This is a genomic window from Burkholderia sp. Se-20378 (assembly GCF_017104665.1).
Classification (GTDB): Bacteria; Pseudomonadota; Gammaproteobacteria; order Burkholderiales; family Burkholderiaceae; genus Burkholderia; species Burkholderia lata.
In genome coordinates, this window is record NZ_JAAGPG010000025.1 from 13,789 (window position 1) to 27,125 (window position 13,337).

Genomic DNA, 13,337 nt, shown 5'->3' on the forward strand with positions numbered 1-13,337 from the left:
ATGCCGCGTATCCTCATCACTGGTGCGAACGGCCAGGTCGGCTTTGAGCTGCAGCGCTCGCTTGCTCCGCTTGGCGACGTAGTGGCGGTGACTCGTCGAGACATGGATTTGGGCGATTGCGCGAGCATCGTCACCGCACTTGAGCGCAATCAGCCGGATCTGATTGTCAATCCTGCGGCTTATACCTCGGTGGACAAGGCCGAGAGCGAGCCTGAGCAAGCACGCGCTGTAAATGCGGTTGCGCCTGGCGTGATGGCCGAGTGGAGTGCGGCACGCAACGTGCCGTTCATTCATTACTCGACCGATTACGTGTTCGCTGGGAAGGGCGCGCAGGCGCACAGTGAGGACGCTCGGCTTGAGCCGCAATCGGTTTATGGGGTGACCAAGCGTGAAGGCGAGGACGCAGTTCGTCGCGCGGGCTTGCGCCATTTGATCCTGCGTACAAGCTGGGTGGTCGGCGCGCACGGCAGCAATTTTCTCAAGACAATTCTGCGACTTGCGAAGGACCGGGAGCGGCTCCGAATCGTTGGTGATCAAATAGGGGCGCCGACTTCGGCTGCCTTGATCGCGGATGTGACGGCGCAGTTGGTCGCCCGTTGTTTTTCGGAACCCGAACGTTTTGCGTTCGGGACATATCACCTTGCGGCGTCAGGCGAGACCAACTGGTGTGATTATGCTCGCCACATTGTGGGGCTTGCTCACGCTCATGGGGTTGAGTTGAGGTTACGGGCGCACGATATCGAGTCGATTGCGACGCGCGAGTATCCGCTTCCTGCAAAACGGCCCGCGAACTCCCGACTTGACTGTAGCAAGTTGACCTCGACGTTTGGGATTACCCTACCCGATTGGCGCAAGGGTGTCGACTATGTTTTTGCGCAAATACACGACTGACGCAAGATTGAGTAGAGCATGAAACGAAAAGGTATTGTTCTGGCAGGGGGGGCGGGCACCCGTCTCTATCCAGCGACACGTGCAGTTAGTAAGCAATTGCTGCCGATCTACGACAAGCCGATGATTTACTATCCGTTGAGCACGCTGATGCTCGCGGGTATTCGCGACATCCTGATTATCTCTACACCGCAAGACACGCCGCGTTTCGAACAGTTGTTGGGCGATGGCTCACAGTGGGGTGTCAGCTTCCAATACAAGGTGCAGCCGAGTGCGGACGGTCTCGCGCAAGCCTTTCTGCTTGGAGAGGCGTTCCTCGATGGCGCCCCCTCGGCTCTAATTCTTGGCGACAATATCTTCTATGGTCACGATTTCGCTAGTCTGTTGAGGCGCGCTACCGAAAAGACGTCGGGAGCAACTGTGTTTGCGTATCATGTACACGACCCGGAGCGCTATGGCGTAGTCGAGTTCGACCGCAACGGACGGGCGGTTAGCATCGAGGAAAAGCCTACGGTGCCAAAGTCGAACTACGCAGTGACAGGGCTCTACTTCTACGATGAACGGGTGGTCGATTTTGCGAAGTCGCTTAAGCCATCACCTCGCGGTGAGCTTGAGATTACCGATCTGAACGCGTTGTATCTCAAGGAAGGGCTGCTCGACGTTCAGACCATGGGCCGTGGCTATGCATGGCTCGACACTGGCACGCACGACTCAATGCTTGAAGCTTCACATTTCATCGCGACCATGGAGCACCGTCAAGGGTTGAAGATTGCCTGCATCGAGGAGATTGTGTATAGGCTCGGCTATATCGATGGCGCGCAGCTCGATCGCTTTGCGAAGGCGCTCAGCAAGAACGGTTACGGTCAATATCTCCTGAATGTTTTGAGGGAGGGAACGGCACCGTGAACTGTATTCAAACTGCCATTCCGGAGGTTAAGCTTTTCGAGCCGAAAGTGTTCGGTGACGAGCGTGGCTTTTTCTTCGAGAGTTTCAATCAACGCGTGTTCGAAGAAGCGATTGGGCGTCCCTCGGTGTTTGTGCAAGATAATCATTCGAAATCGATCAAAAATGTCGTGCGCGGCTTGCACTATCAGATCCGGCATGCACAGGGCAAGCTTGTTCGGGTGATTGCTGGGGAGGTGTTTGACGTCGCAGTCGATATTCGACGATCCTCGCCGACCTTTGGCCAGTGGGTCGGTGTCACGTTATCGGCGGAAAACAAGCGTCAGCTGTGGGTGCCGGAAGGCTTTGCGCACGGCTTTGCCGTCACCTCCGAATCGGCGGAATTCTTGTACAAGACTACCGACTATTGGTATCCGGAAGCTGAGCGCGCGATCTGCTGGAGCGATCCGGAGCTCGCGATCGAGTGGCCCATCGACGCAGCGGCGCTTGTATCCAGCAAGGATAGCGCGGCGCCAGCGTTCAAAGATGCCGAGCATTTTTGACATACCCGCGCGAGACCGGATGAGCGTCCGGCGCTTGTCGAAGCGTTCGGGGGGGCAGGTGGTACGTGGGTCGAATCGCAAGGCGCACTGCACCAATTCCCTCGTGGGGCGCAACGTCGAGCGACTATTCTTACTAACACTGTTCAATTGTGCCTTTCGATCGAACGGATGGTCGAAAAAATGGTGCCGAGAGAAGAGTGATAACGATCACAAATCGAGCAAATTATGAGTTCAGTTGTCGAGATTGAGACCGTGGCGCCGGAAAAAAAGAAGGCACGCAAAAAACTCTTGCCAAAGATAAATCGACTATTTTGCATAGTGGTACTTATTCCTACGCTAACTTCCAGTATTTATTACGGATTGATTGCGTCGGATATTTATGTGTCGGAATCTCGTTTTATCATCAAGGGGACTCGAAACGAGGTCAAATCTGGAATTGGTGCCTTACTGCAGGGCGTGGGATTTTCGCGCTCTGAGGACGATGCGCATAGCGTTCACGACTATGTGCTTTCTCGTGATGCAGTTAAAAAGCTTACCGATAAATTTGAGCTTGATCAGATATTTGGAAATAAGAAGATCGATATTTTTAGTCGATATTCCCCCTTTGGTTTCGACAAGAATTTTGAATCACTATATAAATACTATCAAAGGCGTGTGGCGCTAGATACCGATTCGTCTTCCTCTATTTCCGTTTTGCAGGTGCGCGCATACACAGCTGAGGACGCGTATAGGATTAACGAGACACTGCTCGAGATGAGCGAGAATCTGGTTAATGAGCTAAACCAACGCGCCCTTCAGGATACGATCAAATTTGCTGCGCAGGAAGTGAATGCTGCTGAGAAGCGCGATGCCGAGGCGGCGCTGCAATTGGCGCAATACCGAAATAAATTGGACGTGTTCGATCCTGAACGCCAATCGGCAATGCAGCTTCAGATTATCTCGAAGCTACAGGATGATTTGATCGCGGCGAAGACACAACTTGCTCAACTGAACAAGGTTGCGGCACAAAACCCACAGATTCCACCGCTGCGCGAGCGGATATCATCACTTCAGAGTGCAATAGATGCGCAAATGTCGCAGGTAACCGGTGGCGATCGTTCGCTCACGAAAAAATCTGCCGAATTTGAGCGGCTGAAATTGAATCTCGAGTTTGCCGACAAGCAGTTGACGCTTGCGCTGGCATCGCTCCAGCAGGCGCGCGATGATGCTCAACGTAAGCAGGTATATTTGGAACGTATCGTTCAACCGAACGAACCGGACAAGGCCATAGAACCGCGCCGCATTCGTGCCGTGCTGACCACTTTCGTGTTGGGCCTAATCATCATGGGCATCTTGAATTTGCTGATAGCTGGGGTTCGAGAGCACAAAGACTGAAGGGGTGATATTTTGGGAAAAGGGTCATTTAAACAGAGTGCTGCGATTCAGGGCCGCGTGATCGGTGCACTTTTGCTCCGTGAGGTCATTACTCGATATGGTCGTCACAACATCGGTTTTCTTTGGCTGTTTCTGGAGCCGATGCTTTTTACGCTTGGTATCACTACGCTTTGGACCTTAGTCAAGGCGAACCACGGGTCGAATTTACCCATCACTGCGTTTGCAGTGACGGGTTATTCGTCGATCCTGCTTTGGCGAAATTGCAGTAACCGTATGGTGAAGGCGCTCGAAGTCAACCACAGCCTGCTTTATCACCGAAATGTTAGGGTCCTCGACGTATTCATCTCGCGGCTTGTGCTCGAAATTGCGGGCGCGACGTGTTCGTGTGTGGTGTTAACAATTGTGTTTGCATCGCTCGGACTCATGCATTTCCCTTCGGATCTACTGACAGCACTTTGGGGCTGGATACTATTAGCGTGGTTCGCGGTTGCCCTGGGTTTGTTGGTGGGCGCTGCCTCGGAGCGTGCGGAAATGGTCGAGCGCGTCTGGCACATCGTGACTTATCTACTCTTCCCGCTATCGGGCGCCGCATTCATGGTCGATTGGCTTCCGGAAAGTGCGCAACAGCTCATTCTCTGGATTCCGATGGTTCACGGGACCGAAATGATTCGACACGGCTTCTTTGGAACCGAAGTCCATACGTATGAAGATCCGGTTTATCTTATCATTGTGAACCTCGTGCTCTCGTTGTTTGCCTTGGCGATGGTTAGAGAGACGAGTCGTCGGGTGGAGCCGGAATGATTAAGCTCGAAAATATTACCAAGATTTATCATACAAGACAGGGCGCGCGCACCGTTCTAAATAAACTCAATCTTAAAGTAAATCCGGGGGAGAAAATCGGTATTTTGGGGCGTAATGGTGCCGGAAAATCTACGCTGATTCGAATCATGAGTGGTGCCGAACGGCCCACGCACGGAGTAATTCATCGTGGTTTGAGTATTTCTTGGCCGCTGGCTTTTGGCGGTGGTTTTCAGGGTAGCTTGAGTGGATACGACAACGTTCGATTCATTTGTCGTGTTTATGGTGCGCCTATCGATCCTGCCCTTGAATTTGTACGCGACTTTTCAGAGTTGGGTAGCTATTTACGTGAGCCGGTGAAGAAATATTCATCAGGTATGCGAGCGAGATTGGCATTTGCAATATCGATGGCTGTCGAGTTCGATTGTTTTTTGATTGATGAAATTGTTGCGGTTGGAGATGGTAGTTTTCATGAAAAGTGCCACCAAGAGCTATTTGAGAAACGTAGCGATCGCGCGATGATCATCGTTTCACATAATCCAGATTATGTCCGGCGTCACTGTCAGACGGCAGCGGTGCTAGAAAGTGGTGTTCTGCACAAATTCGAGCAAGTCGATGACGCATTCGCGTTCTACGAGTGCGGTTCGCAACAAAAGACGCGGGTCCAGTTGTAGCGGCGGAAGTTGGTTTCAACAGGAAAAACTATCTTGATTACAGTATCCAGCTTCATTTTTAGAATATGGGGCGGGATAGTGATCTCTTGTTATATGTAATGGAGCTTGACCTTACGATGCGTACTCTCTATATACATGCCGGTGGAGTAAAGACTGGGTCAAGTGCAATTCAAAATTTCTTAGAGTTGAATGCGGATCGCTTGACGGAGTACGGTGTCGCGTACGAAAACAGGGTAATAATTAAAAGCCCTTTCGAAATCACCAGTGGAAATGGCGGTATTCTATACGAGGCGTTGATTTCAGAGGCGACGTCGGACGATACAATTGATAGTATTCTTTCCTCGTATCTTGGCGGTTGTGGTCGGGCCATTTGTTCCTCAGAACATTTTACTCATCTGTCGTCACGTGGGTGGGCGCGACTTGACCAATCGGCAAGCCGATTGGGTATCAACTACCGCATTGTGTTTTTCATGAGAAATGTATTGCCTTTTCTCATGTCGTCATACGATCAGATGATTAAGCGACATGGTGAATGGTGTGATTTTGAGCAATGGATTGAGGATGCGGCGTGGCAGCACGATGATGCTCTTAAGGCGATGGTAGAAGTAGTGCCATTCGACCGTATTCATGTTGTCAGCTACGACTCAGTCAAAGAGAAATTGTTCGAGGCATTTCTGAGTGAAATTGAAATAGATGGCGATATCATATTCGATGCATCGAGTCGAAATATTGCGGTTAATCGGAGCTTGTCCGAATTTGAGCGTAACATACTCAGAACTTTAAATCGTATCGTCGGTGGGGAGTATTCGGCGGAGCTTTCGAATCTGATGATCTATGCGGAACCGGAAAAAGTAGTGTTGCGTCCGCCGGTCGATAAGCGAGTTCTCGATATTCTGCGAGATCGATTCATCGCGCAAGTGGTTTGGGTCAACGAGAACGCACACGTTGTTAACGGCCCAATCTCGTTGGGTATTGACCAGTACGACTTCCAGCAATCAAATGCCATCGCTTGTGACGATGACAAAGGCGGAGCAGTATCTGGCACGGTGTTGCGGTGGCTTGTTGAGAAACTTCCGAAATTTTTCGAAAATCAACTGGATCGTGTCAATAATATCGCGTGCGGCGAATACGGTCATTCCGTTGCGAAAAATCAGCAGCAGTTACCAACTGATTTCGATCCACTTGCCTATGTGTTACTTAATCGAGATGTTTTCTTTGCTCAAATCGACCCGGTAGCACATTTCCTAACGTACGGCCGAATAGAGCAACGCGCCTACAAGTTCGAGCAAAGAGTATCTCGTAACCCGACAGTATCCACCGAAATCTCAGCGGCGGATCGTGACCCAGTACGATCACTAAACGTATTGTTCGAGACTCACGAAGGACGTGCGTGCGATAAATGGGCAAGTTATGTGGAAATCTACGAAAAGGTATTTCGCGAATTTTCGGAAAGTAATGTCCGCCTACTTGAAATCGGTGTCCAGAATGGTGGTTCGCTCGAAATTTGGACGAAATATTTCTATCGTGCAGAAAGAGTAGTTGGATGCGATATTAATAAAAATTGTGCGCAGCTTACATTTGGCGATCCGCGAATTTCGGTTGTGGTTGGAGATGCGAATGAGCAGGCGATCCAGGAGAAAATTCTATCAATATCGCCATATTTCGATCTTATTCTAGATGACGGATCACACGCTTCTGGTGATATCTTAAGATCGTTCGAGCGTTATTTTCCGGCGCTGTCGGATGGTGGCGTGTATCTAATCGAAGATCTGCATTGCAGCTATTGGGCGGATTACGAGGGCGGATTGTCTTACCCCTACTCTTCAGTCGCCTTTTTCAAGGAGCTTGTTGATGTCGTTAACCATGAACATTGGGGTATCGATTGTAGTCGTGTGACATACTTAAATAGATTTAAGGAGAAGTATGGAGTGAATATCGACGAAACACAGCTCGCTCATATTCATTCGGTCGAGTTTCTGAATTCAGTCTGCGTAATCAGAAAAGAGAAACCGACACTCAATACACTTGGTCGTAGGCGAGTAACGGGTCGTGACGCGGTAGTTTGCGCGGATGTATTAAAATTGCGGTGGACCGAGATTCCGCAGTCGGATCAACGTGCAAATGTGTGGTCGAAGCAACTGATCTCGGTCCATGAAGCGTTGGATAGAAGCGCCGCAGCTGTCGCGCTGCTCGAGCGGCAGCTCGACAGCGCTACTAATGAACTTGCCGATTCCAAACAAGCACATGTGGAATCCGAGAAAGGTTGGGAATCGCGGTTGAAGGCTACTGCGGAGGCACATGAAATTTCGCTTCACTGTATAGCGGAAGGTGAGAGACGACACGCTGAACAACTAGAAGAAATTTTGCGCGTTCACAGTTTCGAAACTGCAAGACGGGAAGATGAGCGGAAAGTTCGCGAGCATACGTTGATCGAGCAATTGGCTTTTGTTCGAGGCAAGCTGGAGCAGTTGGTTGCGGATCAAGCGTCTCGAGAGTGCAGCTTCAACGCGCAGTTTGCTAAATCGAACCAAGTTCACTCACAGCAGTTCAAGGGTTTGGTAGAAGAACTGAAGATGCAAGACGCGAGATACAACGCGTTTTTGGCACAGAAAGAAGTTGAATTAATCAATTTAGGCCGCGAGCGCGACATGAGAGAGTCGGAGCTTAGAGATTCATTGGAAAAACTCGAAATGAAAATGTCGTTTCTTCTTGAGTCGAAATCGTCGAGTTGGTTTTTTCGACTCATAAAACCAGTGAATCGAAGGCGCGTAGCTAAAGAGGACATGAGTCAAGATTAATTAAATCATCTTTAGTGAGCGGTTAAATTGGTGTTCGCCATGAATTGTTGGCTCGGGGTGCCGCCAACGTCGGCGAATTTTGTAGCAAAGTGGATAGGAATTGTCATGTCTAGATCTAAAATAGATAAAAATAAGGTCAGCTACAGGGGGCTCATTTCTTACGAAGGAGAACATTTTCTCCGGGTCGCCTATCAAGCGATATTGAATCGAGCGCCAGATCCCCAGGGACTAACTTATTACTCTGCTAGACTCAATAATGGCGTAAGCAAGACAGAGATTCTTGCTCAGCTGATGTTGAGTCCGGAGGGAAAATCACGTGAGATCGCCGTCGAGGGACTTGACGATGCGATCAAGGCGCATGTGCGCCAGAAAAATCCAATTATCAAGGCTTTGAACTTGTCGGGTTTTTTTAATTCGGAAGCTCGGATGGCACGGAGTTATGAGGCTAGTGACGAATGGCGCGCAGCTGTTCAGGCTGTTTCGTCTAGCGTACAGCATATCGCCAGTGTACTGGATGAGCAACGATCAATGCTGAAGGCCGTGAAGTCTATGCTCGGTGACGGCGAGCAGGATTGCGGTTCTCCTATTCCTGCAGAGGCGGAGTATTACTTCGACGGTGCGTGGTATGTGGCCCAGTACCCGGACGTTGCCGAGAGTGGTATGAGTCCGTTGATTCATTTTGATAAATTTGGTTGGAAAGAATATCGTAATCCTAATGGATATTTTGATACTCAATATTATTTGAGTGAAAATCCAGACGTCCAACTTTCTGGCGTTAATCCGTTTTTCCATTGGGTAAAACACGGTCGTCACGAAAATAGGCGTATCAACTCTTACGCCAAACCGGATTATGCCATTGTTTCGCAGCCTGCTACGGAGGTGGCTTTTACCTCGGGTGTACAACTGCCGGAGGAAATGGGTCCCGCACGCGCGCTTTTCGATGCTCCGTGGTATTTGCAGCAATACCCAGATGTAATTTCGGCAGATATGGACCCGTGGGAGCACTTCTCCAGTTTCGGCTGGAGAGAAGGGCGTAGGCCGAATCGAGAATTTAATACTAGTTTCTATATCGATTCGAATCCGGATGTCGCACGGGCGGGCGTGAATCCATTAAATCATTGGGCATTGTACGGGAAGGCTGAGGGACGGAAAATTGAGCAAATCAAGGTATCGCCGCGAGGTAAAATTGCGCCGGTGAATAGTCCTTCCTTGATTTTTGTATCTCATGAAGCATCTCGCACCGGTGCACCTGCGGTGTTGCTGTCGCTGATGCGATGGATTAAAGAAAATACGAATATCAAGTTTTCCGTTGTCATCGGTTACGGTGGTCCGTGGAACAGCGAATTCGAAAAGATTGCAGACTGCTTCTATCTTGATCGTCATTATCGCCGCCCTTTGAGGGACGAATTACGAGAATTTTGCGGCAATCATGTGAAAATTGTATATGCCAACACGATCGCATCGGGATTTTATGCCGAACATCTACGATTTCTTAATGCGAAATTTGTTACGCATGTCCATGAAATGGAAAATGTTTTCAAGATTTTTGAATCTAATTTCAATGCGCTTAAAGAATTTTGTTCCGAATACATCGCTGTCTCAAAGGGTTCATACGAAGCCATTGTAAAGCGTGTTGGTACTAAGTCGGCTAAAATTACAAAGCTGCCTCCTTTTATTGAAAAAGGGCGTAATTCTGAAGGTGGTGAAGCTTTTATCCCGTCGCGCAAGGCTATCTTTGGGTGTGGAGCTGTTGAGTTTCGCAAGGGGTTCGATATTTTTTGCGATGTCGCCGCGGAACTCATTCGCACCGGATATAGCGACTTCGTGATGTACTGGATAGGCGCGGCCACCGAGGAACTCAATCCGAACGTCGAAATTCAGCGCAGGGGTCTGGTCGGTCACGTCGAATGGCTAGGCATCAAATCGTATCCCCGCGAATACTTCAGGAACGGCGCGCTCTTCCTACTTCCATCACGGGAAGATCCGTTTCCGCTTGTCTGCATGGAGGCAGCTGAGTGCAGTTTGCCAATTATTTGCTTCGACGAGCGCGCTGGTGACATGCATACCTTCGTCGAGGACGACGCCGGTGTCGTGGTTGCGCACGGAGATGCTGCCGCGATGGCAGCAGCAGCACACGCACTATTGACTGACGAATCCCGGCGTAGCAAGCTGGGGGCAGCAGCCAAGGAGAAGGTGAAGCAGCGGCACTACGCCGATGTTGTTGTTCCTGCCATTCTCGACTTGCTGCCGGAGATGGAACGCGTTGACGTAACGTCGGAACTTGACTCGTATATCAAAGCCATTCAGGACAAGCGCGCGATTTCGTTTGATATTTTCGATACGCTTGTGACACGTCGGGTCGACAATCCCGAGGTCGTGTTCGACGTGATCGAGCAGGATCTTACGAAAAGCGAAGGGGCTCTGATTCCCTTGTTCGACGAGCGCATGGCGACGGCCGGCCGTGTTCTATCTCGACGCGCAGGCATTGTGGACGATATTTCGATCGACGACATTTATCATGAGATGTCGTTCTATAAGAATCCGGAAGCGGAAAAGCGTATCGAAATAAATATGTGCGTTCCACATCCGATTGGCATTGAGCTCTACAAGGCCGCAGTCAAACTCGATAAGATTATCTACATCACAAGCGACATGTATCTGGATCGCAAGACGATCGAGACCATTCTCGAGAATTGCGGCATTAATAAATGGAGCAAGTTACTCCTGTCTTCGGAAGTGGGCAAAAAAAAACACACCGGACGTCTGTATGCCGAGCTGATTGAAACCGCAAAAAGCCACGGTGTTGGGAAGGCCGATATCGTTCATATTGGTGACAGCTGGGTCGGTGATATCGACCGCGCGCGCGAAAAAGGCCTTGCTGCGTTGCGTTTCACGCCTCTTTACGACAAACCGTATCGCATGTTCTCGCTGAGCAAGGAGCAATGCGCCGAGCTGTCGCAAGACGGTCGTATTTGGAACAGCTTCTGCGAACAGTCTACGAAATTGTGGATTGAAGCTCGGCAGGAACGAGCGAATGACTTCTTTACGCGCCTCGGCTTTGAGTTAACCGGGCCGCTAGCGGCAATGATCGCGATGTTCGTGCGTCAGGAGGCTATGGAGAAGGGAGCAAAGAAAATTGTATTCATGGCTCGAGATGGTCGCGTCATCAAGAAGGCCTTCGACACAATCTACCGCTCAGATGTTGAGGCGGGCACATTCGAGAGCCTGTATCTGAATCTCTCGCGTGCGACGGTCGTGCCAGCGTCACTGGAAAACCCGTTGACGTCGAATGACTCATACTTTTTGATTGAAGGCCTGCATTTGGCATGCAAGCCGTTGAGCTACTACTTCAACAAAGCCGGCCTCAACCTTTACGATCGTGAAATCACCAAGGTGGTCAAGAAGCAGTTCCGCAATCTTGACTACATCCCAAATTGGGATGATTTGCCGAAACTCTCGAAAATTTTCGATCAACTTTCGAATCAAATTCATTGGGCTAATAAAAAAAATCGCGATGCGTTGAAAGCCTACCTGCTTGAAGCAGGTTTCGACGATGCCGAAAATATAATCGTGGTCGACGTAGGGTGGTATTTGAACATTCAATCGCGGCTCGCAAAATTTCTCAAGTCCATTGAGGCACGCGCGACGCTACACGGTTGCTACGTGGGTTCGCAGGCCCGTATCGACAAAAGTGTGTCGCATTCAGCACTGCTGTTCGAGCGTGGTGATCCCCATATGTATGCGAAAAGCGTTGCAGACAACACTACACTGTTCGAGGTCCTGTTCTCCGCCCCAGAGGCTTCGGCCGCAGCACTTGAAATCGACGAAAACGGTCGCGCGAAGGTGGTGTTTAATCAATTGACCATGCCGCCCGATTCGGAGTATTTGGTCGCACAAAAGATTCAGGCTGGGGCTGAAGACTTTTTCCTATTCGCGAAAGACGCCATTGCGGACTTCTTGCCGCCTGCCATCGTTAAAGATTTCTTCTTTGCGCTATTCGATTGTTTTGTAACAACCGACGATCCGTTGGCGATTGCCAGTTTTGCAAAATTCGACGTAAAGCTGGGCGGTGCACACGATCTGGCTTCTACGCAATCTTTGATTCGAAACGATTCTTTTGTGGAATATGTGCTCGACAGTGAAGATGAATATTTCGAGCCGATTTCGATACTAAGTAAAGCTGCTCAAAACGTAGTCATTGTGACATCGGCGGGCCGAGACAATGGTTCGACTCGTTATCGCGCCCTGAATTTACTGAAGAGTCTCAGTGCGTGTGGAATTGGAGGTGCGCTCATTCATGCAGCTACGGAAATCGATCAGGCGTCGGAACTGATCGAGCATGCAGACGCGGTGATTTTTCAGCGTTGCTTCGAAGGCCAAGGAAATGTCGGTGCTTTACTGAAGATCGCACGCAAGTTCGGGGTGCGATGTGTTGGCGAGATGGATGATTTAGTGTTTCCGGACTTCATAGCCTCTGTCGGCTCTGTCGCGGGTGGGGAGTGGGATATTCACCAGGCGAAGTTCGTGTCAGAGTCTTACATGGCATTCGTTAAGAAAATGGATGCGTGTATCGTTTCGACGCCGACATTGCAAAAATATCTCAGCGGCCTACTGAATGCGCCGATCGCAATTTTCCGTAACAAGATCGAAGAGAAGTACTTCAATGCACGTGAGGCTTCTGGTGATGAGTTCAGGATTGTCTATAGTTCCGGCACCTACTCGCACAAGGTGGACTTTCAACTCATATCAGACGCGCTAATCGGTTTCCTTCTGCGCCATCCCAAAGTTAGGCTTTCGGTTCTTGGCGCAGCTCAGGTACCGGAGGAACTGCTCGGGCTACCTAATGTGCATAGCTACGGCGTAATGCCGTATGGGACTATGCTCGAATTCGTATCCGAGCATGACCTAGTACTGGTGCCTCTTGAGGAAAATATTTTCAATGAGGCGAAGTCGTCAGTTAAATTTATCGAATCGGGCGCGGTTGGGGTGCCAGTTTTGGCGACGAAGATCGGTGAATTCGATTTCGCGATTAAAGATGGAGTTAACGGCTTCCTCGCGTCGTCGCTGGCGGATTGGGAGCGTATTCTTGAGGAAATCGTTGCGGATTTTGATCGAGCCTTTCAGGCTGGAAAACAAGCCTACAATGATGTAAGGGCGTCTTACTGTACTGACCGGATGGAGAGCGAGGCGCTGGAAGCGATTCTGGGTTGCGTGTCTGCCCAAGAAGCGCGTAAAGTCGTAAGACTGGACGTCGACCCGAGAGCCTGGACGCGTGTTTGATCTCGCGCGTCCTTGCGGATATGCGCTGGTATGTGGATCTGTTGAGTGCTTCAGAATGTGTTTCGGTCCTCAACAGACCA

General features: G+C 50.0%; 8 protein-coding genes. All 8 read left to right on the forward strand.

Annotated elements, in window-relative coordinates:
- The 8 genes from rfbD (at position 1) to G3N93_RS05870 (ending at position 13,257) form a co-directional block, all read left to right on the forward strand.
- Positions 1 to 891 (forward strand): dTDP-4-dehydrorhamnose reductase, encoded by an 891-nt coding sequence (gene rfbD / locus G3N93_RS05835; RefSeq protein ID WP_206132495.1) that lies wholly within the window; start codon positions 1 to 3, stop codon positions 889 to 891.
- Between the two features lie 18 nt (positions 892 to 909).
- Entirely contained in the window at positions 910 to 1,794 is an 885-nt protein-coding gene (gene rfbA / locus G3N93_RS05840) for a glucose-1-phosphate thymidylyltransferase RfbA (protein WP_206132496.1), read from the forward strand.
- Positions 1,791 to 2,333 carry a dTDP-4-dehydrorhamnose 3,5-epimerase gene (gene rfbC / locus G3N93_RS05845; protein ID WP_206132497.1) on the forward strand — a complete coding sequence of 181 codons (543 nt, stop codon included), beginning with the start codon at positions 1,791 to 1,793 and terminating at the stop codon, positions 2,331 to 2,333. The genes rfbA and rfbC overlap by 4 nt, the downstream gene beginning before the upstream one ends.
- A gap of 225 nt (positions 2,334 to 2,558) precedes the next feature.
- Complete coding sequence (locus G3N93_RS05850; RefSeq protein ID WP_206132498.1) at positions 2,559 to 3,707, forward strand: hypothetical protein; 1,149 nt, start codon at positions 2,559 to 2,561, stop codon at positions 3,705 to 3,707.
- 57 nt (positions 3,708 to 3,764) lie between these two features.
- The gene (locus G3N93_RS05855) at positions 3,765 to 4,508 is read left to right on the forward strand and encodes an ABC transporter permease (RefSeq protein WP_307873395.1); all 744 of its coding nucleotides are present in this window, start codon (positions 3,765 to 3,767) and stop codon (positions 4,506 to 4,508) included.
- Positions 4,505 to 5,179 (forward strand): ABC transporter ATP-binding protein, encoded by a 675-nt coding sequence (locus tag G3N93_RS05860; protein ID WP_206132499.1) that lies wholly within the window; start codon positions 4,505 to 4,507, stop codon positions 5,177 to 5,179. The genes G3N93_RS05855 and G3N93_RS05860 overlap by 4 nt, the downstream gene beginning before the upstream one ends.
- 116 nt (positions 5,180 to 5,295) lie before the next feature.
- The gene (locus G3N93_RS05865) at positions 5,296 to 7,977 is read left to right on the forward strand and encodes a class I SAM-dependent methyltransferase (protein WP_206132500.1); all 2,682 of its coding nucleotides are present in this window, start codon (positions 5,296 to 5,298) and stop codon (positions 7,975 to 7,977) included.
- 105 nt (positions 7,978 to 8,082) lie between these two features.
- Complete coding sequence (locus G3N93_RS05870; protein ID WP_206132501.1) at positions 8,083 to 13,257, forward strand: glycosyltransferase; 5,175 nt, start codon at positions 8,083 to 8,085, stop codon at positions 13,255 to 13,257.
- Positions 13,258 to 13,337 lie beyond the last annotated feature (80 nt).

Coding starts and splice junctions, on each gene's coding strand:
- rfbD (WP_206132495.1), top strand. CDS start 1: ATGCCGCGTATCCTCATCACTGGTGCGAACGGCCAGGTCGGCTTTGAG.
- rfbA (WP_206132496.1), top strand. CDS start 910: ATGAAACGAAAAGGTATTGTTCTGGCAGGGGGGGCGGGCACCCGTCTC.
- G3N93_RS05850 (WP_206132498.1), top strand. CDS start 2,559: ATGAGTTCAGTTGTCGAGATTGAGACCGTGGCGCCGGAAAAAAAGAAG.
- G3N93_RS05860 (WP_206132499.1), top strand. CDS start 4,505: ATGATTAAGCTCGAAAATATTACCAAGATTTATCATACAAGACAGGGC.
- G3N93_RS05865 (WP_206132500.1), top strand. CDS start 5,296: ATGCGTACTCTCTATATACATGCCGGTGGAGTAAAGACTGGGTCAAGT.
- G3N93_RS05870 (WP_206132501.1), top strand. CDS start 8,083: ATGTCTAGATCTAAAATAGATAAAAATAAGGTCAGCTACAGGGGGCTC.